This window comes from Flavobacterium gyeonganense (assembly GCF_029625295.1).
GTDB lineage: Bacteria > Bacteroidota > Bacteroidia > Flavobacteriales > Flavobacteriaceae > Flavobacterium > Flavobacterium gyeonganense.
Map to the genome: position 1 here is coordinate 4,515,471 of NZ_CP121112.1, position 23,231 is coordinate 4,538,701.

The 23,231-nt window shown below is 34.9% G+C and carries 13 protein-coding genes; 10 read left to right on the forward strand and 3 right to left on the reverse strand.

The features are described from left to right. The first annotated feature begins 418 nt into the window (after nt 1–418). The 5 genes from P5P89_RS19415 (at nt 419) to P5P89_RS19435 (ending at nt 5,423) form a co-directional block, all read left to right on the forward strand. Nucleotides 419–1,339: a helix-turn-helix domain-containing protein gene (locus P5P89_RS19415; RefSeq protein ID WP_278009798.1), complete on the forward strand. Its 921-nt coding sequence runs from the start codon at nt 419–421 to the stop codon at nt 1,337–1,339. Between the two features lie 310 nt (nt 1,340–1,649). Continuing rightward, the gene (locus tag P5P89_RS19420) at nt 1,650–2,633 is read left to right on the forward strand and encodes an alpha/beta hydrolase family protein (RefSeq protein ID WP_278009799.1); all 984 of its coding nucleotides are present in this window, start codon (nt 1,650–1,652) and stop codon (nt 2,631–2,633) included. Between the two features lie 261 nt (nt 2,634–2,894). After that, nucleotides 2,895–4,289, forward strand: coding sequence for an aldehyde dehydrogenase family protein (locus P5P89_RS19425; RefSeq protein ID WP_278009800.1), 1,395 nt, complete (start codon nt 2,895–2,897; stop codon nt 4,287–4,289). Nucleotides 4,290–4,401: 112 nt separating this feature from the next. After that, nucleotides 4,402–5,136 carry an LLM class flavin-dependent oxidoreductase gene (locus tag P5P89_RS19430; RefSeq protein ID WP_278009801.1) on the forward strand — a complete coding sequence of 245 codons (735 nt, stop codon included), beginning with the start codon at nt 4,402–4,404 and terminating at the stop codon, nt 5,134–5,136. A gap of 20 nt (nt 5,137–5,156) precedes the next feature. Then, a complete protein-coding gene (locus tag P5P89_RS19435; RefSeq protein ID WP_278009802.1) occupies nt 5,157–5,423 on the forward strand; it encodes a hypothetical protein in 267 nt (88 codons plus the stop codon). 273 nt (nt 5,424–5,696) lie between these two features. Here P5P89_RS19435 and P5P89_RS19440 read toward each other — a convergent pair whose 3' ends face one another. Then, nucleotides 5,697–6,479, reverse strand: coding sequence for a polysaccharide deacetylase family protein (locus P5P89_RS19440; RefSeq protein WP_278009803.1), 783 nt, complete (start codon nt 6,477–6,479; stop codon nt 5,697–5,699). 184 nt (nt 6,480–6,663) lie between these two features. On the opposite strand from P5P89_RS19440, the gene mprF reads away from it, so the two are divergent. Genes mprF through P5P89_RS19455 form a run of 3 tightly spaced genes read left to right on the forward strand, consistent with a single transcriptional unit; the run spans nt 6,664 to nt 11,412 of the window. Continuing rightward, on the forward strand, nt 6,664–9,291 hold the full coding sequence (mprF, locus tag P5P89_RS19445) for a bifunctional lysylphosphatidylglycerol flippase/synthetase MprF (RefSeq protein ID WP_278009804.1): 2,628 nt from the start codon (nt 6,664–6,666) through the stop codon (nt 9,289–9,291). A gap of 12 nt (nt 9,292–9,303) precedes the next feature. Beyond that, nucleotides 9,304–9,951, forward strand: a complete 648-nt coding sequence (locus P5P89_RS19450; protein ID WP_278009805.1) for a DUF998 domain-containing protein — start codon at nt 9,304–9,306, stop codon at nt 9,949–9,951. Between the two features lie 33 nt (nt 9,952–9,984). Further along, on the forward strand, nt 9,985–11,412 hold the full coding sequence (locus P5P89_RS19455) for an AcvB/VirJ family lysyl-phosphatidylglycerol hydrolase (RefSeq protein WP_278009806.1): 1,428 nt from the start codon (nt 9,985–9,987) through the stop codon (nt 11,410–11,412). Between the two features lie 165 nt (nt 11,413–11,577). Here the strand turns inward: P5P89_RS19455 and P5P89_RS19460 are convergent, their stop codons facing one another. Both P5P89_RS19460 and P5P89_RS19465 read right to left on the reverse strand, forming a co-directional pair. Next, entirely contained in the window at nt 11,578–12,471 is an 894-nt protein-coding gene (locus tag P5P89_RS19460) for a hypothetical protein (protein ID WP_278009807.1), read from the reverse strand. A 68-nt stretch (nt 12,472–12,539) separates the two neighbouring features. Then, nucleotides 12,540–13,292 (reverse strand): hypothetical protein, encoded by a 753-nt coding sequence (locus tag P5P89_RS19465; protein ID WP_278009808.1) that lies wholly within the window; start codon nt 13,290–13,292, stop codon nt 12,540–12,542. 471 nt (nt 13,293–13,763) lie between these two features. Between P5P89_RS19465 and P5P89_RS19470 the strand changes: the two genes are divergently transcribed. Both P5P89_RS19470 and P5P89_RS19475 read left to right on the forward strand, forming a co-directional pair. Continuing rightward, nucleotides 13,764–14,630, forward strand: a complete 867-nt coding sequence (locus P5P89_RS19470) for a phage tail protein (protein ID WP_278009809.1) — start codon at nt 13,764–13,766, stop codon at nt 14,628–14,630. Nucleotides 14,631–14,640: 10 nt separating this feature from the next. Further along, the gene (locus P5P89_RS19475) at nt 14,641–23,202 is read left to right on the forward strand and encodes a T9SS type A sorting domain-containing protein (RefSeq protein ID WP_278009810.1); all 8,562 of its coding nucleotides are present in this window, start codon (nt 14,641–14,643) and stop codon (nt 23,200–23,202) included. Nucleotides 23,203–23,231: the final 29 nt, after the last annotated feature.

Below are 23,231 nucleotides of genomic sequence, written 5' to 3' on the forward strand. Positions count from 1 at the left end.
CTTATTCTAAATATCTAAACAGATTCTGGTCTGTTGATGAAAAAATAACTATCATCTGCATTCTAAACTAAATCTGCTGGAAAAGGTTGATGTACTAAATTAATTCGAAAGAGGAGGATTTGACGTAATATTTGAACTATTTATAATGAGTTGCTCTTATTTAATTGGCAATTCAAGAGACAATATTGACAACAGATTTATTGTAAACCCACTGTAATTTACAGAAGTAATACCTTGCCAGTATTTAACACAAATCATGACAAAAATTATCGCTTTTTTAAATGTAATTCCTGATTATGTAAGAAAAGAACTTTTTTCATTTTGGTTACAAAAGTACTCATTTAAGTTACGGAAATTTATTGCTCTATATATAACTTTGCTTTGTCTCCAATGTTGACCAGTATTATAATGTATCATTATGAAAAAAGAAAACAGAAATAATGAAGATTTCGAATCGATTACCAATATACACAGGGCTTTTGGGCTGCCAGCTCCGCAACATCCGCTTATAAGTATTTTGAATGCACAAGATCTGAGAGCTTCAAATCGGCCCTCAGGTGCTCATGTATTGCATTTTTACAAAATTTCATTCAAGACAGCAATGAGTGGGAAGGTGCGTTATGGACAGAGCTTTTATGATTTTGATGAAGGAGGTTTATTGTTCGCTTCACCTAACCAGGTCATCGGAAGTGATGGTGATGCAGATACAGAAGACTTATCCTTTTATACAATGCTGATCCACCCTGATTTTCTTCACGGTTTTCCGCTGGCACGTAAAATCAAGCAGTATGGCTATTTCAGCTACGGCACCAATGAAGCACTACATCTGTCTGAAAGCGAAAAGACAATTATTCTGTCGGTCTTTCATATCATCGAACAAGAACTCAATAGTCGTGTTGATGAATTCAGTCAGGAAGTCGTGTTATCACAAATTGAACTGCTCTTGAATTATGCCAACAGGTTCTATAAACGTCAGTTCATTACACGTAAAATGGTCAGCAATAATACACTGGAGCGTCTTGAAGCTTTGCTGGACGATTACTTTGACAATGAAAAGACAGCGAGCCAGGGTATTCCGACAGTACAATTCCTATCAGAACAGCTTAATGTTTCATCAAGCTACCTTAGCGACATGCTTCGATCATTGACAGGTATGAATGCCCAGCAACACATTCACAACAAACTCGTAGAAAAGGCTAAAGAAAAGCTGTCTCTAACCTCATTAACTATAGCGGAAATCGCTTTTGACCTTGGCTTTGAGCATCCGCAGTCTTTCAGTCGTTTTTTCAAGATGAAAGCAAAAGTATCACCGGTTGAATTTAGACAAATGTTTAATTGACCATAATGCACATTTGATTATGTTTCACAGGGTATACATGATTACCAAATACGGCTAAACGCCGTATTTTTTTTGTCTGCTTGTGTCCAGTTTAAACCAGTGCGTGTTTCCGGCCGCATTACCTGTATTTTGCTGTAATAAGACGAGATTCATTTCGGTTAAGCATTCCCCCGGTTCGGTTATTATTCAGCATGATTACTTATGGAACTTTGTCATGTAATTAAAAATAAATATTTCATGACAACTTCAATACTAAAATCTAAAGCAGTTATCTGGATCGCTGCTTCGTGCCTAATATCTTTTGGCTTATTTGCTCAGGAAAAGGTTTGTTCCGCATCCAACAATTAAAATAAAAATTTATAATAAAATGAAAAATTCCGAAACTCCCGTAATGTCTTACGGTCCAATTGTAATGCCTGTAGCGAACCGTCACATTGACCTTCAGATGAAAGTAACTGCACCCGCAACAGGTGGTAACCTGCCTGTTCTTATTCTTTCCCATGGTCATGGTAGATCAAACTTCCTTTCTTCAATGTATGGATATGGACCAATGACCGACTTCTTTTCAAAAAATGGATTTGTGGTTATTCAGCCAACGCACCAAAATTCAAAATTACTGGCACTCGACGCCAACCTTCCTGAAGCTCCGCTGTTTTGGAGTTCACGCCCCAACGACATTACATTTATCATTGACAGCCTGGATCAGATTCTCTCTAAAGTTCCAGGACTGAGCAATCGTGTCAACAAAGATGAGATAAGCGTGGTTGGACATTCCATGGGAGGACATACGGTCAGTATGCTGGCCGGAATGCAGGTTACTGATCCGGTCACAGCTAAAAAAGTAAATGCCATTGAAAAGCGTTTGAAGGCTTTTGTGATGATAGGGGCACCCGGTGCTCCTGCGGGCCTTGTCCAATCAGCCAAAGAACATTATCCTGTGCTAAATAATGCTGACTTTTCGACCATGATCCACCCAGTGCTTGTAGTAAATGGTGATAAAGATATAAATCCGAACTTCTCGGAAGTTGACAACTGGCGCGCTGACGGATATTATTTAAGCCCCGGACATAATAGCCTGCTGACAGTATATGATGCAGAACATATTTTTGGCGGAATCTCAGGATACGATTCTAATGAAACGACCGATGAAAGTCCGGAAAGGGTTGAATTCGTAAACCAATGTATTCTTGCTTACCTGCGTAGTGCCTTAAACCCAAAAGATGCAAGTTGGGCTGATGCACAAAAGCAACTCAATAATATTCCAGGCGCAAAAGGCCGTATTGATAACAAATAAGGGAAGATTTGAACTACAGGAAATAGTTTGTAAATGTTTTTAAAAGAAAAAGAAGCCGATTTAGTTGATTCGGCTTCTTTTTCTATTACCTCAAGAATTGAAGCAGGAGCAATAAATTCAGAATTATAATAGAGGATTTTTAAATAAGAAAACACATTGTTTTTATCAACAATTTGACTAAATTTAAGTAACAAACCCCTGTTACATTAATTTTAGATAGTAAGAGCAGGATTTTTAGATTTACCTATTAAAAAAACATTTATGAAAAATACCACTAAAATAATTTTCCCATACGATCAAAGTGTTGTAAAAGAATTGCCCTTAATTGATAAAGGTAGCGTTGAAAGGATATTGACTACTGCTTACAACTTATTTATTGATCAGCAAAATTGGATTTCTGCTTTTAAAAGAATTGAAATATTAGAAAAAGCAGCTTTAATAATGAAGGACAGAAGTGAAGAACTAATTCATATTGCTATCAGTGAAGGCGGAAAACCTTATAAAGACTCAAAAGCAGAAATTCTGAGAGCTATAAAAGGCGTGAAATTAGCAGCGGAACATATATTGCACATCAAAGGAGAACAAATTCCGATGGGGCTTACAGAAGCTTCTGTAAACAGAATTGCTTTTACATCAAAAGAACCTATTGGAGTTGTGGCAGCTGTCAGTGCATTTAATCATCCATTAAATTTAGCAGTACATCAAATTGCTACCGCTGTTGCGGCGGGTTGTCCGGTCATATTTAAACCAGCAAGCAGTACGCCATTATCAGGTATTGCTTTGGCCGATATTTTAAAAGAAGCTGGTTTACCCGAAGGATGGCTGCAAGTAGTTTTATGTGACAATGAAACCGCAGAATTGTTAGTGACAGATCCGAGAATAAATTTCCTGACTTTTATTGGTTCTGCAAAAGTAGGCTGGTCGTTAAAAAGCAAATTGTCTCCGGGAACACGTGCTGCATTAGAACATGGTGGCGCCGCTCCTGTAATTGTAGAAAGTGATGCTGATTTTAGCGAAATGATTCCCGATTTGGTAAAAGGTGGCTTTTATCATGCAGGTCAGGTTTGTGTTTCAGTTCAGAAGATTTATGTAAATCAGGAAATTGTGGACCTTTTTGTGGACCAGTTTTCTGAGGCAGTGCAAAAATTAATTGTTGGAAATCCTTTTGATGAAAATACAGATGTAGGTTCGCTTATAACACCCAAAGAAGTTAATCGTGTCGAGGAATGGGTTAATGAAGCAATTGAAGAAGGCGCTAAATTAATAGCTGGCGGAAAACGTATTTCTGACACCACGTTTCAGCCAACAGTTTTGCTAAATCCATCAGAAGATTCTAAAGTATCAAAGTACGAGATTTTTGGTCCTGTTGTCTGTATATATGCTTTCGCAAGTAGGGAAGAGGCCATAAAAAAAGCAAATGCTTTAGAAGTTCATTTTCAGGCCGCTGTTTTTACAAAAAATATTGATGTTGCATTAGATGCGACAAAAAAACTAAACGCTACAGCTGTTATGATAAATGACAATACCGCCTTTAGAGTGGATTGGATGCCGTTTGGCGGAAGAGACGCTTCTGGTCTTGGAATGGGCGGAATATCGTATACGATAAATGAAATGACAAGAGAAAAGCTAATGGTATTTAAAAGTAAATCTCTCTAATTATGAGGATATAAAAGAGTATATGAATTGACCAGTAATACACAAAATTTCATATTGTATAAATTACTAAGTTTTGATGCGTATATTTGAAATAGTAAAAAAATAAGTGATTATGAAGAGTATAGGATTTTTATCATTTGGACATTGGTCAAATAATCCATCCTACGGGTCTCGTACAGCGGGAGATACACTTCTCCAATCAATCGATTTAGCTGTAGCAGCAGAAGAATTAGGTATAGACGGAGCTTATTTTCGGGTACATCATTTTGCACAGCAGCTAGCTTCACCTTTTCCTTTACTTTCTGCGATTGGTGCCAAAACCAATAAAATTGAGATAGGAACAGGTGTAATCGATATGAGGTATGAAAATCCGTTATACATGCTGGAGGATGCCAGTGCTGCCGATTTAATATCGGGAGGGCGTTTACAATTAGGAATAAGCAGAGGATCACCAGAGCAGGTTATAGACGGCTGGCGTTATTTTGGTTATGAACCTAATGAAAATGAAACAGATGCAGACATGGGACGACAAAAAGCATTACAATTTTTAGAAGGATTAAAAGGGGAAGGATTTGCAGAACCAAATCCGTATCCAATGTTTCCAAATCCACCGGGATTATTGCGTATCGAACCACATTCAGAAGGATTGAGAGAAAGGATATGGTGGGGCGCTGCATCTAACGCAACTGCTGTGTGGGCTGCAGAAAACGGCATGCATCTGCAAAGTTCTACACTTAAGTATGATGAGAATGGCAAACCTTTTCATATTCAGCAGGCAGACCAGATACGATTGTACAAGGAATCCTGGAAAAAGCAGGACATGAACGTGAACCAAGGATTTCTGTAAGTCGTTCGATTTTTGCATTAATGAATGATCAGGATAACTATTATTTTGGTTCGCAAGGAAAAGGAGCTGATAGTTTTGGCTATATTGAACGTGATAAAAGAGCAGTATTTGGAAAAAGTTATGCTGCGGAGCCGGATAAGTTAATAGCAGAGCTGGCTCAGGATGAAGCTATACAGGAAGCAGATACCATTCTTCTGACTATTCCGAACACTTTAGGAGTCGAGTACAATATACATATTTTATCATCAATTTTGGAGCACGTTGCACCAGAATTAGGTTGGCGATAAATTGTAGAAAACAAACGGAAGCCCTCTCATTTTAAAATGGAGGGCTTTTTTTTAAAGAGACTAAAAATTCCTTTCTGAGAAATTAAACCTTAAAATTTTAGGTTTTAAAGACTTGAAATGGGTATTAAAAAAAGTGACATTAGTTGTTTCCTTAAGTGACTTCGATGGCATTTTGTAAATTGGCAGTTTAACTTTTAAATTATTTAAAAACTTATATTTTATTCTGACAGATGTGACACAACCCAAAATTTTCTAACCAAACCCAAAAATTAATTATTGTTTCTGAGGAAGCAAATTATCCAAATCAGAAAGTTTGTAAAACTTAAGATCATTTAGTTTCATGTATTTGCAGATAAATTCGAGTGTTTCTATTTTGGTCTGATAATTTTCAGTTATTTCTTTAACAGGTTTGTGGCCGCACAGTATTAAAATTTTATTATTTTCTTTAGCGTAATGTAATAGTTCGAGAAGATAAGGAATACTAAAATGAATATGGCTGTTATCAATATCAAAAGCAAATACAATTTTCGAATTGTTGAAATAGCTGTCCTGCTTTTCAGGAATCTCTCCTCCAAATGCACGGCCTCTTATGATCTTAAATTTAGGTGATAATGCCCTGTCAAGAGACTCCGATCTTTCTCCATATGGATAAGCAAATGAAGTAGTCTTAAAGGATTTATTTTTCAGAGAGGTGATCATAGGGTTTATTTCCTGATTCATATACTGGGAAATTCCGTATTCCTGTGTAAATTTAACAGCATTATAATGGTGATAACCGTGTCCGGCAATCTCGTGTCCGTATTTTTGCATTTCCAGCAGTTTTTTGATTTGTGGAGCTCCTATAGAATCTATTCGGCAGACATTAAAAGTGGCTTTCCATGAATATTTTTTTAAAGCCTGATCAGCTTCGTACCATTCATCAACATAAGCATCATCAAAAGATAAAATTACGCCCGCTTTATAAGGCTTTGGTTTTGGTTTTGAATTCTTAGTTTCACAGGAAAATAAACTTAACAACATTAAAAGTAAGAGTGTTTTAGTAAAAAATAGCTTCATAGATTTTTGCTCTTATTAAATTAAAATTGTAAACGGAATTTATTCAAATATAAAAAATAGTCTGAATATTATATCGTCCCTGTATTGAAAAATAAAGAGACAACTCTTTTACAAATAGATATTTATTGTACATTTATGTACGCCTAAATTTGATTTTCATAACTAAATTATCAATAAGATAAATATGAAAGTACCAACCATTTTCAATATGTTTTCAGATTATTTTAAAGAAACAAAAGGTATTTCTTTTTTACGGGAAAATGATAAAATTATAAGGCAGTTTGTATTCACTCTTTTCTTTATTGGAGTTGGAATCTGGTTTATCAAACATGAAAATTCAGAGCTTAAAGAAGTAAAAAATGTAATTGCAGATGCGGGCATTTTTTGGGTTTTATTCGGCATTACCTTATCCGGAATCTATATCCTCCTTCAGGCACTGATGTATTTTGCTTCTTTTAAAGCGATACAAAGTAAGATTTCATTCAGGCAATCCGTTGTTTTATTTCTTAAACGAAATTTTGTGAGTGTTTTTTTACCGGCAGGCGGAATTTCTTCTTTGGCATTTTTTACAAAATCCATTGAAAAAAAAGGGGTAAAGCAGACTCAAATTCATTTTGCCTCAATACTATATGGTTTTGTCGGAATCCTTTCTGTAATTATTGTAGCAATCCCTGCTTTATTGTATTCTTTATTTCAGGGCACTTTAGGGGCAGGAGAATGGTATGCATTTGGAGCTGTTGCGGTATTGGGAATCTTAATTTTTTATAGTTATAAATCAATTTTAAAGAAAAGCAATGTATACCGCCTTATTGTAAAGTTTTTTCCGTCTGCTGAAGTATTTATGGATGATTTGCAGAACAATCGGATCAATAAACAAAAATTCTGGCTGGTTGTCTTTTTTTCGGTGTTAATTGAGTTTGTCGGAATTGCGCATTTGTATATCGCTATGATTGCTTTAGGCTTTACACCATCATTATCTGCAGCCATAATGGGGTACATTATTTCGGTGATATTCCTGATTGTTTCTCCCTTTCTGCGCGGGCTTGGCGCTATCGAAATTTCAATGAGTTTTATACTGATACAATTTGGCTTTTCAAATGTCAATGCTATAGCCATTACTTTTTTGTATCGTTTTTTTGAATTCTGGATTCCGTTGCTTGCCGGAGCATCACTATTTCTGTTTAATATCAATAAGTTGTTGATGCGCATCGTGCCATCTTTTCTACTTTTTGTATTAGGATTAATCAATATAATATCGGTCTTAACTCCGGCTATTTCTGAACGTCTTCATACTCTGGAAAATATCATTCCGGTTTCGGCTATTAAAGCCTCAAATTATTTTGTTATAACAGCCGGATTATTTATGCTTGTTAACGCGGCTTTTATGCTCAAAGGGCTAAGAAATGCCTGGTGGTTTGCTGTTTTTCTTACCGGTATTTCAGTTATTGGACACCTTACAAAAGCGATTGATTATGAAGAAGCGATTGTTGCGCTGATCGTTTTGATTAGTTTAATTGTTACCAGAAAAGAATATTATGTAAAAAGCAGTTCGCATTTGCAGAGTATAGGCTTAAAGACCGTTTTAATGAGTATTGCGGCTGTTTTGGTATACAGCATTCTGGGGTTTTATTTTCTGGATAAGAAACATTTCAATATTGATTTTAACTGGGCCGAGTCTGTCAAATACGGCCTTCAGAATTACTTTTTAATAGGGAGCTCAGATTTGGTGCCTTTGGATCGTTTTGCGAGACGTTTTTTACTGTCGATTAATAGCTGTGGATTTTTATCACTCGGATTTTTGATTTATACTTTAGTTCGTCCGTATACCATAAAAAAGGAAGCGTTAGAAAATGATTTTGCAAAAGCTATTGAAATCCTGAATCAGTATGGAAATTCTTCTTTGGATTATTTTAAAACCTATGATGATAAAGTTATTTTTATTGCCCGTTCTAATAAAGCCTTTTTAGCTTATCGTGTGACCGATAATTTTGCCGTAGTACTTGAAAATCCCGTTGCAGTATCAGTAACAGCAATGAAACAATGCATCCTCGAATTTGATGCTTATTGTTATGACAATGGGTTAAGAAGCCTTTATTATCGTGTACCCGAAGAAAATTTGGATTTATATTATTCGCTCCGCAAAAAGAGTTTATTTATCGGTCAGGAAGGAGTAGTAGATTTATCGTCATTTACTTTGGAAGGCAGTGCTAAAAAATCCCTTCGTAATGCGATAAGTAAAGTAAAAGAGAAAGGTTTTAAAACTACAATTCATACGGCACCAGTAAAAGATGGATTATTGCAAAAAATAAAAGCAGTAAGTGATGAATGGCTCGCAAGCACCGGAAGAGCCGAAATTATTTTTTCGCAGGGGAGATTTGACTGGGAGGAACTTAAGCAGCAGACAATTATTACAGTTGAAAATTCCGAAGAAAAAATTGTGGCCTTTTTAAATGTAATTCCAGATTATGCAAAAGGGGAAGGAACATATGATTTAATCCGTAAAACGAATGATGCTCCAAACGGAATCATAGATTTCATCCTTTTAGAACTTTTTGCATATTTAAAATCTCAGGGCTGCACATCTGTAAATCTCGGGTTAGCAGCAATGAGCGGATTAGAAGAGGCAAATACTTTTCCTGAAAAATCAATGAAGTTTGCTTATGAACGAATAAAATTCTTTTCGCATTATAAAGGATTACGCGATTTTAAGGAGAAATTTTCTCCGGTTTGGTACAATAAATACTTAGTTTATTCTCATGATTATGATTTACTCCAGGCTCCGATAGTTTTAAATAAAGTGGTAAAACCATAGGAGATACGGATTATGGAAGTAGCACGTTTATATTTGGTAAAAATTACAGCTATAATCTGCATTACTATTTGTATTTTGGATATTATTGTATTGTTTCTGGCAGGGCTTTATTATCCGGGATACAGTCAGTTAAAAATGACTATGAGTTCTTTAGGGGCTTCAGAAAGTCCAGTGTCAGAATTCATTTCGGCATGGTGGATATTTATTGGAGTTGCATTTATTTTCTTCGGAATCGTTTTTAGAAAAGCATTCGGAAGCAATCATAAAAATGTAAGACTGGCTTCCCTGCTGCTTATCCTTTACGGATTAGGAGAAGGAATAGGTTCCGGTGTATTTAAAGCAGACAGAATAGCCGGAAAAATGACCGATTCGTTTGTAATGCATGATATAGCAGGAGGTATTGGTGTTATTGCAGCATTGATTTTACCTTTAGTAATGAAGGAGGTGATGACAAAGGAAAATAAACCCGGTTTGACTTTATTGTCACAGATTATTTTTACGGTAGGATTTATTACGATGCTGCTTTTTACAATTCGGTTTTCTTCTGATGAAAATAATTTTATTGTTTTTTATAAAGGATTGTGGCAGAGGATTTTCATGTTGAATCTTTATGTGTATTTTATTGTAATTTCAGCTATTATGTATCATAAGAAAATATAGTTTTCAATTTTATAATGCTAAATAATAAGTAAGATGAATAAAATTATAGCACTCATTCTGTTAATTGCTGTTTTTAGTACCAGTACTTTTGCTTCTGAATCAGATACTATAAAGGTTGGAGCATTTGGAAAAATTACGATTTATAGACCCAAGATAACGCCTAATGCAGTTGTTCTGTTTGTTTCAGGAGACGGAGGATGGAACAGCGGTGTCGTTGAAATGGCTAAAAATATAGTAAATCAGGGCGCTTTAGTTGCCGGGATCGATATTCAGCATTATTTTAAAGAGATTAAAAAAGAAAAATCAAAATGTTATTATCCTGCAGGTGATTTTGAAGAGCTGAGTATGATTTTGCAAAAAAAGGTACAAATGAAACAGTACTTAAAACCTATATTAGTTGGATATTCCTCAGGAGCAACTTTGGTTTATGGTATGCTGGCACAAGCTCCAGCCAATACATTTAGCGGTGCCCTTGCACTGGGATTTTGTCCCGATATAGAAACAGACAGATCATTATGTGACGGTTCCGGACTAACTTCTCATGTTTTAAAGGAAGGAAAAGCCTATTATCTGGATAAAACAGAAAAGTTAACAGCTCCCTTTATTGTGCTTCAGGGAACTACTGATCAGGTTTGTAATTATGCTGATACTAAGAAATATATGGATGGGCTGAAGCAGGGAAAATTAATTTCGCTTTCTAAAGTTGGTCATGGTTTTTCGGTTACCAAAAATTGGTTACCACAGTTTATTGGGGCTTATAAAGAGATTTTAAACCTGTCTTATACCAAACAAAAATCAGAACAGAATCTTTTAGAAAAAGAACAACATCTCACTCCTTTGCCTTTTGAAATGCCTTTAACTATAATTCCTGCAAAAGGTAAGAACGAAGATTTACCTATTGCTTTTTTGATTTCAGGCGATGGCGGATGGACAAGTTTTGATCAGTCAGTTGGTGAAGCTTTGGCAGAGAAAGGAATTGCTGTAGTAGGATTAGATGCCCAAAAATATTTTTGGAATGCTAAAACTCCGCTTGAAACTTCAAATTCTATATCGAAAGCTGTTGAGCATTATTTACAGCAATGGAATAAAAAAACATTTATTCTTGTCGGTTATTCATTTGGAGCCTCCATAGTGCCATTTGTAGCAGCAAATTTTACAGAGCCTTTAAAAGAAAAGTTAAAAAGGGTTTACTCTTTATCGCCAGATATAAAAGCAGATTTTGAAATTCATATTGCCGATATGCTGAGTATGGGAAGTTCGAATGACAATTATAATGTGATTGCTGAAATGAAGAAAATAAAACCGTACAACCCAATTTGTTATTTTGGAAATGAAGAAGATTCTGAAACCCGTAAACGATTTTCAGAATCTGAAATTAAAGTTATTGAGTTACCGGGTTCGCATCATTACAACAATGATTATAATAAAATTGCTGAAAGTATTTTAAAAGAAATTAGGTGATTGTTTAAAATATAAATAGGCTTTGAACTAAGATATTGATTAACCTCAATGGAGAATTTACCAAAACTTTTGTAAACCAGATAATCTTAATTCGGATTGGAAGCTAAGATTTTTTTAACATAGTAAGATATTGCTGAACTTGAGGGAAACTACAATTGATTTCAACTATTTATAATCTATAATTTCAAATAAAAGCTCATACCTGTCTCCTAATTTTTTCTTTAATCGTTGTTTGCTTTTTTTGATTGCATCAACTGTAACACCTAATAAACTGGATATTTCGTAATTATTATAATCTAATTTTTGGAGCATTATTATTTTAAGGTTAGACTCTTTTAATTCCGGAAAATTTTCCATTACCGTATTATAAAAATCGCCATGCTGTTTTATGAACTCTCTTTTAAAGGCATTCCAGTTTTCATCTGTCATCAGATGAGAGTTTAATATTTCAAGAAGTTTGATTTTTTCTTCTTCCTGATATATTGAAGAAGAGTTTTTAATTTCTTCAAGTTCATTTTCTAAAATTGAGATCTGCTTATTTTTATTTTTAAGATACTCGGCATAGGTGTTTATGTCAGAACTGGCATCGTTGAGCTTCTTTTCAAAAAGCAGCCTGTCATTTTCAAGTTTTATTTTTTTTGTGTGTAATTTTTTATTCAAATAACTATAGGTAATCAGACTTAATACTATCGTTAAGACTGAAATTAGAATTAAGATGATTTTGATTTTTTCACCCTGTTCTAATTCTAATCGAATTTTGTTAGTATCATTTTCATACTTCTTTTTCTGAATAAGCCAGTACGATCTTTGCAGTACGGTATTACCGTTTGTCTTAAGCAGATATTCCTCAATTTGTTTCAGCTGACGTCTTAGCAGCAGCTCTTTTCCGGGATTTTCACCGTTCAGAATACTAAGTTTTAATTCAATGATTTCTTTCAATGAGCTTCTGTAGTAGGATTTTGAACTAGCGATTTTTCCGGCTCTTTCCAAAATTTTTTCAGTTTCAAATGTGTTTTTCAGCTTTAAAAGAATTTTGGCTAATAGTATCGAAGCATACATCTCATTCTTGTCAATCTTAAATTTTTGAGAATAGGAGATATCTTGTTTTAAGAAACTTACAGCATCTTTCAGATTTCTTTTTTTTCATAAACAAGTGCTTTGTCTCCCAATATTTTTGCATATCTGACGCTGTCACCTATTTTTAATGCGATGGCTTCAGATTGGTTAAAATAACGCATTGCATTTGTTAAATCCTTATTTCTGAAATAACAGTTGCCAATTGCATTTAAAACCCCGGCATATTCGGAAGATGGTTTTTCCATATACTGCATGGATTTTTTATAATAGACAATGGCAGAATTATCTTCTACGGTAGACATGATCCAGCCAAAGAATTTAAAGGTTTCTTCGGGTAAAATCATTTCTGAGGCTTCTATTTTATTACTTTCTTCCATTGTTTTGAGTACAATTGGAATTAGTTTATCAATCTGGCAATAGAAATATAAATATTTTGAATAATTCAATTGGGTCCAGATAATAAGACTGGGGTCATTTAGTTTTTTGGATTCTTCAATTGATTTTAAATAATAAAACTCACTTCTCTTATTTATTTTGTCAAAGTATACCGAAAAGCCATTTGCCAGCAATGCGTGATATAAAATAGATGATGCTTTGCTGGAAGATTTTTCTAAATAAGCCAACCGTTTTTTGAGTTCGACAGTATCTTTTTTAGGCTTATTTTCTTTTATAATTATCGATTCGATAGTACTGATTAAATCTGTAGAAGAATATTGGGATAGTTCTCGAGCATGTAAATTTTGAGATAGAAAAATGGCGAATAACACAAAAAAGAGTCTGTTTTTTTTTGTACAGAAAATCATTTTGAATAGGGCTTATTAGAAGTGGCTAAACTATAAAAATAAATGTCTTTTTTAAATAAAAAAGTAGCACAATAGTATTTTTTTTTAAACTAATGGCTTGAAAATCTTAATTATAAAATTTTTCTTATACTCTTTAAATTTCATTTCAGTATAAACAGAAAAAGATGTTTAATATCAGGTAAATTCTTTTTAAAGATATTCCCAATGCAATGAAGTTGAAAGCAATTGCTTTGAAATATGTGACCTGCAATGAAAAAATTCACTTTTACTGCAATTTCTAAATCCTCACAAAAAGTGTTTTTTTTAAGTGTTTATAATTTAATGGTTTATGTTTTTTAGTAACGTGATTTGTCCCCCTTTTGTCTCTGCTTATTATTTAAATAGTCATTTTTTTTGAAATAATTTTGGGCTTTATTTATGAGATGTGAAACATCTTATTTATGTCGAATTTTTAATTTTTAAATAATATCTATGAAAACAAAATTACTATTAATGTTGTGTCTTTTTTGTGCAACAATGTCAAGTTATGCGCAAAGTTCAGCTTCTCAGTCAGGAATAGCAGTGCAGGGTATTGCCAGAGATGCTAATAATACTGCTTTATTAAATCAGACTATTAATCTTACATTTACGCTATATTACCTGGATGCTTCCAGTATTGAACAGACTATTTATAAAATCACTAAAAATGTAACAACTGATGCATTTGGGGTATTCTCTGATGTAATAGATCCAACAGCGGTTAATAACAGCTTATTTGCTAATAATCCTGCTTATCTTAGAATTGAGAAAGGAACAGAGATTATCTCTGATGAAAAATTACGCCATGTACCGTATGCTATTTCTGCTAACAATGGTGTTCCAACAGGATCCATTATGCCTTTTATCGGTACTGTTGCCCCGGAAGGCTGGGTACTTTGCAACGGAGCTGCTTTGCCAACAACAGCGAAGGCCTTAATTGCTCTGGTTGGAAATAATGCACCTAATCTGCAGGGTATGTTTTTAAGAGGTACGGGTAACAGTCCTGTAAACAATCAGCCAGGACCGGCTTTAAAAGGAACACAAAACGATAGTTTTAAAAGCCATAACCACAGTGCATCGGCAAGTGATTCCGGGCATACTCATGGATATGGGGATATTTACTATTCTGAGGGTGGTGGTAATATCGCCGTATCAGAAAGGAGAGGACTTAATGGTAATACTGATTATGATAATGCGGGATATGAAATTAGGAGAACTAGTGATACTGGATATGCAAATATATCTGTAACCACAGCAAATTCAGGAGATTCTGAAACAAGGCCTGTTAACTATGGTGTAAACTATATCATCAAATTGTAAAGCTGTAATTATGAAGAAAATAATTGCAGTTCTCGGAATGTTTGTTCTGGGGGCGGGACTTTATGCTCAAAATACGAATGGAGCTAAAATAGTACCCGTTTCGCAGGCAATTCAAAAAAATGGTTTCAGCATACAGGTTGGACTTCCATTTTTAGGACAAAATAAAACAGGGCCAAGGCGTACGAATCCTGCGGATATTCGTTTTCCATGGAATACGCTGTATTTATACAACACATTTGCAGAAGAATCTTTTGATGTTTCGAAAGGTTTTTATGGAGATAAGGTTTTGATTTCATGGAATTTAAGAGCCAATGAAAATTTGGTAAAAAGTATCAAGATCTACAGAAGAGTCTACACAGAGGCAGGAAATCTTCCTTATAATTTAGTAGTAGGCCTTTCTTCTTCAGAAACTACTTATGAAGATAAATATGTAGAGGGAGGAGTTTTGTATGAATATAAGGTAGAAGCCCAGGGAATTAGTGGAACACCGGGGTTGTATAGTACTTATATTACCGGTATAGGATACAGAAATCCTACAGCTGTAGTAACGGGTAATATTAGTTATAAAGGCGGAAATCCTGTTAGTGATGTTGTGGTTACAGCAACTCCAAGCGGCAGTGCTGTTGCCAAAGGCAGTGCTTTGAATATTCCTGCTTCTGGTTTTGTAGATCTTAAAGATTTAAAAACAGTAATTTCAAATTCAGCAACTTTTCAGGCCTGGGTAAAACCAAATGGAGCTTATGCAAGCGATTCAGAAGCTGAGATTCGACTGTTTAGTATTTCCAGCTCGACAAGCAGTGATAAAATTGATGTTGCAGTAAAACTGAATGCAGTTAGTAAATCAATAGACGTTACTATTGGCGGAAATAAATATACAATAATGAATTATTTTCCTTCTGGTAATTTAAACTCGAGAGGGAATGATCTGCTTGTACCTGTCTCAGATTTTAATAAATCTTTTGTGCATTTTTCTGTTGTACTAAATGATAATCAGACGCCTTTATTATATATTAACGGAAGGCAGATTACACAAGCTTATGTAACGGAAGCAGACAGTAAACTGAAAGGGGTTGATCCCTCTTATACAGCTCCTTATTTTAAAGCAACAATCCCTGTCGGGACCATGAAACTTTCGGGTGTTACCTGGGATAATGCTAAAGTGGGTGGAGGAAGATCAAGCTACGTTGATGAAATAAGAATTTGGAAGGCAGCATTAGAATCCTCGGTAATCAGAACTGATTATTCCAGATTTATAAGCGGAAACGATTCCAGAATGATAACTTACCTGAGAGCTAATGAAAAAGCAGGAAGATATGCTTATGATTTGTCCCGCAGCGGATTTAATTTTAACCAAAATCACGGTAAACTCTGGGATGCTAATACAGCAGAAAGCAGTAAGGTTTTATGGGCAGCAGATGCAGATAATTATCCAACAACATCTCAATTAGGTATTTTAGGGGTTACAGACAGTAAAGGAAATTATCAAATCAGTGCCATTCAATATTCGGGTACGGGAGAATCTTACAACATTACCCCAATGTATGGTCAGCATAAATTCGAACCAAATCAACAGTTGGTTTATTTAGGATTAGGTTCTGAAGTAGTAAATAAAATTGATTTTGTTGATCAGTCATCATTTAGCTTTAAAGGTGTAGTTGCTTATGATACTCGTGGAGTTTTTCCTTCTTATGTGAAAGTAGACGGAAAAAAAACTGAAAATAAAAATGATGCATGGATTGATGGAGGAGCCAATATTCTTGATGAAGGATATAACTATTATGAAATAAATGGTGAAAAGTTTCCTAAAGCAAAATATTGGAAAAATGATGGAGGAACACCAACAGATAAGTCAGACGATTACTTAGAGCGTTATGCTTCAATCTATACAGCTGGAGCAAATGTATATATTGACGGGAATATTGTACTGGATGCTAATAACATTCCAGTAGTTACAGATGATAACGGTTATTTTGACATCAGCGTTCCTATTGGAAAACACTATATCACCATCAAAAAAGACGGCCATCAGTTTGTGTATAACGGACGTTTCCCTGCTGCGACAACTGAATTTAAAGAGTTTTTCGAAGACTCGAACGAGCCGGTTTATTTTGTAGACAACACCAAAGTTACCATAGTAGGTAAAGTAGTTGGAGGTGCTGTAGAGGCTGAAAAAGCTATTGGTTTTGGTGGCACAGGTCTGGTAACAAAAACGATTATCGATTCAGGAATAACAAAAAATCTTGAAGTCAGTGCAAAAAATAATATTGGTAAAGCTGATTTTACATTAGGCTATGCACCAGTTGGGGCCACGGTTACCAATTATACGAAGTTTAATTTTACAACTAATACAGCTTCAGGAGAATACAGGGTTGTGGTATTGCCTTTAAAATATAATTTGGAAGCAAATGATTTGGTTATTAAAAGCAATTCGGGTATTTCATTATTAAAAGCAGGGACTACAGAAACATTTGATTTTTCGGGAATTCCAGTTGTCAAAACACCTGAGTTTAAGTATAAAGAGAGCAATGTAGATAAAAGCTTAACAGGAACACCTTACCATTACGAGAAAAGTTTTACGTACAGGTCAACCCCTGTATTGCAGGTAACGGAACAAACTTCTGATAAGACCATCAAAGTTGGAGAAAACTATTTATCTACAGAAAACTTTGCAACACCAATTTACTCCCAATTTAGTCTGTATAAAATTGTAATGAATCGTTTTGAACGTTATACCAATAATGATTCAGGTACAGCTATCGAAGTAAAAGTTCCTGTAACTGATGGAGAATTGATAAAAACAAACAATCTTGCTTTACCAGATTCAGAGACCATTACAGCAGATGGAAGTACTTTAACGTACTCATTTAAAGGAGGAATTCCTTCAATTACGCCTCCATTTGAAATAAAAAGTACTTTAAAATACCGTTTAAACGAAGTAGATTATCAAGTTGAAAATTTTAAAGATACCGGAATTGTTTTGGGAGGAAAATCAGATGGAAGCCAGACTTTTGTTACAGCAGCACCAGACGTTCCTGCTATTATTTTAAGAGATCCGCCCGGTTCGAATAGTTTTGCTACACTTGAAGCAGGCGAAAGTGTTTCATTTACATCCGAAGCTTCTTTTGCTCATCAGGAAGGAGTTTCAGAAGAGCTTACCATTGCAGGCGGAATGTACTTTGAACTTCAGGGAGGTTTAGTGCCTACACCAAAAGTATCAATTGAGCAGCAAAATTCAGCAGTTACTGGTGTTGGTATTTCCAAAACTTCTCAGGATGGTAAAAGTGTAACAAGCACCTATACCTTTAGTAAAGCAATTTCAACCAGTGATTCCCCGGATTATGTAGGTTCTGACGGGGATTTATACATTGGAAACTCAAAAAATATATTTTACGGTTCGTACGATGAAATTAAAACGTCTAAAACAATACCACAAAAATTTGTAAATGGCGCCGCTATACCTTTGACTCCGGCAGAATATGTAAACTTAGGTACTACAAGCGACCCAATTTACATCAGTAAGCAAAAGGCATTAACTTTTGTTGATAAACCTACTGAAACATTTTTTGTTTACTCGCAAAAGCATATTTTAAGCACTTTGATTCCGGAGTATGAGTTGTTTATAACAAATAATTTGAACGGACCGGATCCTAACTCTGCTGCGAACGTACAAAAAAGAGCAGAATATGAAGAGAAAATCAGATTGTGGCGAAAAGTGATTCAGGACAACGAAAAAGTTAAATTTGCCGCTAAAAGTGATCGTGCTGCCTATAAAACAGGTTTGACAGGCATTATAGCAAACTTTGCTAAAGGAGTTAAAGAAGCCTATGATGACATCAGCTTTCCGGCATCTAAAGAAAAATTATCGAATCAGCTTAATCAGTCTAATGAAATTAAAAATATGCTTGAGTCTGAATTTGAGAAAAATATTTCTTTTGATTCAGGTTTGGGTACATATTCCCGTAGTGTAGAAACAAGTGTAGTATCTGCTTCAACTACTTCTTATAATGTCGTTCTTGATCAGTCAGTAGCAGCGATACTTGGTACTTCAGTAAATAAAGTTGGTCTGGAATTTAATACAAAAGCATTTTTTCAACAAGATTTTAATTCATCATTATCTACAGAAAAAACAACGACTACCAATATAAATTATACTTTTAAAGACAATGATAAAGCGAACTTTTTAAGTGTAGATGTAGTAAACTCTTTTGATGGTAACGGTCCAGTATTTATTACACAAGGAGGAAGAACCTCATGTCCGTATGAAGGTGAAGAATTAACTCATTTTTATAATAAAACGGACTACAGCGAGACGGCCACTGTAATTAATGAGCTGGTTGGTGATAAACGTGAAAAGTTAAACTTTGCTACACAAAAAGTAGAAGTACCTGTACTTATGGTAACCAACAACGATGTTAGTAACGTTGTAGAAACCAGAAAAGCTGAATTTGAATTAAAACTTCAAAATAACAGTGCATCCGGTTCTGATGCTGATTTCTTATTAGTTGTAGACAATACCACTAATCCAAATAATGCTGTAATTAATATTGAGCCAAACGGTACAATTGTAAATGTTCCTTATGGAAAAGAAGTTATTTATAAACTGACTTTAGGTAAATCTATTTCAGATATTTATGATTATAAGGACATAAAAATCAGACTGCAGTCATTATGTGACGGTGCAGATGTAAGTTCAGAAGTGCTTGTTTCGGCAAGTTTCGTTCCATCATGCTCAAGCGTAGCGGTAAGCGCGCCGCTGAACAACTGGGTGCACAATAGAGAAAAAGCATTTAATACAGATGGATCAACTAAGCCGTTAGCTATAAATTTAACAGGTTATAATACCAAATTTAAAAGTTTCAGGAAAATTGACCTGGAATATAAATTAGAGACAAGTCCAAACTGGATTCGTCTTCACACGTATTATGGAACTCCTGAATTTTATAATGAAGCGGTAAATAATAAAGAAACTGAGATTTCATCGATTGGCGCGGCTACGACCTTAAGTTATAATTTTGATATTGCAGGCTTAAAATTAGCAAATGGTAAATATCAAATTAGAGCTAGAAGTACCTGTACAAATGACACCGAATTTATTGCTGAGATTATCTCAGGAACAGTAGACCTGAGTGCGCCTCAATTATTTGGTACACCTTTGCCTACAAACGGTATCTTAAGTGCCGGTGATGATTTGAAAGTAAGTTTTAATGAAAATATTTTCTATAATTCCGCAGTAAGTACCATTGAAATAAAAGGGCAGACAAATCAATTAAAAATTGATCATAATGTAAGTTTACGTTTCGAGGGAAGTAACAATACGGCAGTAATCAATAGTCCTAAAATTAGTTCGGGGAATTTAAGTCTTGAATTTTGGTTGAATAATGAAACCAAAACTTCAAATGCTTCTATCGTTTCTCAGGATGGTGGTTTAAATATCGGCTTAAGCAACGGAAATATTTCCTTCACATTAGGGGATATTACTGTTCAAGGTGGATTGAAAAACGACAATCTATTCCATCATTATGCTTTTACATACAACAGCAGCAATGGTGATTATAGAATTTTTGAAGATGATACTGAAATTGGTTCGAAAAGTGGTAAAGCTAACATGCAATTTGCCAACAATAATACTTTGTTAGTAGGAGGGAATACCTTTACAGGTAACGTACATGATCTTCGTTTATGGAATAAAGCATTAAGCAGAGAAGATTCTTATTCAAAAATGTATTCTAAATTAATAGGTAACGAAGCTAATCTGGTTGGGTTTTGGCCAATGAATGAAGGCAGGGATGCTTTAGCTAAAGATTTAGCAAGATTTAAGCATGCAACTGTAAACACTTCATGGGATATCAAGCCAAAAGGGAATTCGTATGACTTTGCTAACGGACAATATTTAGCAATGGACAATGTGAACTTTGTTCAGATCACTAAAGAAATGGACGCCACTATGGAGTTTTGGATTAAAACAGGAACTTCTCAGGAAGCTACTGTTTTCTCAAACGGAAAAGGCGATGGTTCAGATATTGTTCAAAGCAATGGTTTATCTAACAAATGGTCTGTTGACATGAATAATTCTGGTAATCTTTTACTGAAAAGTGAAGGTAAGACCTACGTTTTAACAACAGGAACCATAGCTGATAATGCATGGCATCATGTCACTTTATTGTTCAACAGAAAAGGATCGTTAAGAACGTATGTAGATACACAATTAGTGTCTTCAAACCAGATGACAGCCATTGGAGGTTTCTCAGGAAATAAAATCTGGCTTGGAGCGAGGGGAGCAAAAGATCTTTCAGGAAAAGAAACTGTTGATCGTGTTTTTACGGGTAAGATAGACGAATTCCGTTTGTGGAATACACTTCGTAATGTCGAGCAAATAAACAGAGACAGTTATAATGAAGTTGATGTAGAGAGCATTGGCTTATTATTATACTCCCGAATGAATGTTCCTGATCCGGTTACAGCAAACGGACCAAGATATTATCATGCAGACGCCAATCAAACGGTTGTCGTAAATAACGCAGTTTTAAGTGGCGGAGCTGTAAATTATTCTAATGATACTCCGGCAATAAAACCAGAAAGACAGTTGGTTAAATTTGTAACCACAAATGTTATTAAAGATGGTGAAATGATTATTGCACCAGTTATTACGGATTGGGCATCATTAGAAGGACAGATCTTAGACATTACGGTTCACAGAATGTTTGACAGTGCCAATAATATGCAGGAATCCCCGGTTACCTGGACAGCGTATGTAAGTCGTAATGAAGTAAGCTGGTTTGCCGAAGGTTACAACGAAATTGTTGACCTTACAAAAAACAGCAGCGAAACTAAAACTTTCGAAATTACACTAGTTAACAAAGGAGGAAAACAACAGCCTTATACCATTAACAATGTTCCAAGCTGGTTAAGTTTAAGTAAAACATCGGGAAGTATTGATCCTAATACTAAAACAATCATTAAGGCAATTGTTGATGAAAATGTTGCAGTTGGAGAATATCTGGAGAATTTATATTTACAAACTGATTTTGGCTACGACCAAAAATTGCAGACAAAATTAAGAGTACTAGCTCCGGAACCAAACTGGAATGTTGATCCAACGCGTTTTGATTACAGTATGAATATCATCGGAAAAGTAAAAGTTGACGGAGTATTATCTGCCGATTCTTATGATAAAATTGCTGCTTTCTATAATGAAGAGGTAAGAGGAACTGCAAAACTGATTTACAATGAAGCTTACAAAGAATATTTCGCATTTTTAACAATTTACAGCAATGCAAATTCTGGTGAGAACCTGAAATTTAAAATCTGGGATGCTTCTCAGGGTAAAATTTTAGAAGCTTCTATCGAGTCTAATTCATCTGTTACTTTCATTAACAATGAAGTATTAGGAACGATGAGCAAACCGTACATTTTTGTAAATTCGGGTGTTATAGAACAAGAAATAAAACTGAACAAAGGATGGACTTGGGTTTCTTTAAACACAAATGATCCAAATTTTTCAGACTTGAATGCATTAACAAAAAATCTAACGTTAGAAACTTCTAACCGTATTTTAAGTCATTCTCCAGCATTACTGGATACTTATTTTAAAGACAATTCAAACCCTGCAAACAGCGGATGGTCCGGTACAATAAGTGCAAACGGAGGACTTTCGTCTTCTAAAATGTATAAAGTAAATGTAACGCAAGAACAGACTTTAAAAATTAAAGGTAAAAATGTAGATGTTTCAACCTGGAGTTTCCCAATTAAAGAAAACTGGAACTGGCTTTCTTATCCGATAGCATCAAACCAAACCACTAACGAGGCTTTGGCATATTTTGATGCTGCTGACGGAGATGTTATTAAATCTCAAAATTTGTTTGCGATCTATGATCCTATTATTGGATGGAACGGAACTTTGAAATACTTAGAAGCCGGAAAAGGCTACATGATTAAATCAAGTAAAGACCAGACTTTTAAGTATCCTGATAATTTAGAGAAAAGCAGAACCGGAAAAACGGTTAAAGCTGAAGAACAGGAATCTATTGAATCAGAGTTTACGAAGTATTCACAAAACATGAATGCTGTTGTATTACTTCCAAAAGGATTTGACGAATTGTTTGTTTATGATTCAAAAGGTGTTTTAAAAGGATCTGCAAGAAATCAGATTATAAACGGAAAAGAGCTGAGTTTCATTACTGTTTTTGGTGAAGATGCAGAAGAACTTTCCTTTACACTTGGAGACGGATTCTCGAAAAAAGAAACTTCAAAATCATTTATATTTAAAGGAAATGAAGTACTGGGGACAATTACAAATCCGGTTATTTTAGAAGAAGTTTCAAAGACCTGGAACAATATTTATCCTAACCCATTTGCAACAGTTCTGAACATCGAACTTAATGCAGCTAAAAAGCAGGAAGTAAGCGTTCAGCTTTATTCAGTAAGCGGTCAATTGGTATTCAGCCAAAAGGCGTTTATTGAAAGCGGTAACAATGTAATTTCAATTTCCCCAAACATAGCGGAAGGAGTTTACATCACAGAAGTTGAAGTTGATGGAAAGCTGGTAAGAAGCAAAGTTGTGAAAAATAAATAAACAATAATTGAGCTCCTAAAACATCTCTT

Excerpts from the sequence above, each read along its gene's own strand:
- P5P89_RS19470 (WP_278009809.1), top strand. The coding sequence starts at position 13,764 with ATGAAAACAAAATTACTATTAATGTTGTGTCTTTTTTGTGCAACAATG.
- P5P89_RS19475 (WP_278009810.1), top strand. The coding sequence starts at position 14,641 with ATGAAGAAAATAATTGCAGTTCTCGGAATGTTTGTTCTGGGGGCGGGA.
- P5P89_RS19455 (WP_278009806.1), top strand. The coding sequence starts at position 9,985 with ATGAATAAAATTATAGCACTCATTCTGTTAATTGCTGTTTTTAGTACC.
- mprF (WP_278009804.1), top strand. The coding sequence starts at position 6,664 with ATGAAAGTACCAACCATTTTCAATATGTTTTCAGATTATTTTAAAGAA.
- P5P89_RS19415 (WP_278009798.1), top strand. The coding sequence starts at position 419 with ATGAAAAAAGAAAACAGAAATAATGAAGATTTCGAATCGATTACCAAT.
- P5P89_RS19450 (WP_278009805.1), top strand. The coding sequence starts at position 9,304 with ATGGAAGTAGCACGTTTATATTTGGTAAAAATTACAGCTATAATCTGC.
- P5P89_RS19440 (WP_278009803.1), bottom strand. The coding sequence starts at position 6,479 with ATGAAGCTATTTTTTACTAAAACACTCTTACTTTTAATGTTGTTAAGT.
- P5P89_RS19465 (WP_278009808.1), bottom strand. The coding sequence starts at position 13,292 with ATGATTTTCTGTACAAAAAAAAACAGACTCTTTTTTGTGTTATTCGCC.
- P5P89_RS19460 (WP_278009807.1), bottom strand. The coding sequence starts at position 12,471 with ATGTATGCTTCGATACTATTAGCCAAAATTCTTTTAAAGCTGAAAAAC.
- P5P89_RS19430 (WP_278009801.1), top strand. The coding sequence starts at position 4,402 with ATGAAGAGTATAGGATTTTTATCATTTGGACATTGGTCAAATAATCCA.
- P5P89_RS19425 (WP_278009800.1), top strand. The coding sequence starts at position 2,895 with ATGAAAAATACCACTAAAATAATTTTCCCATACGATCAAAGTGTTGTA.
- P5P89_RS19435 (WP_278009802.1), top strand. The coding sequence starts at position 5,157 with ATGAATGATCAGGATAACTATTATTTTGGTTCGCAAGGAAAAGGAGCT.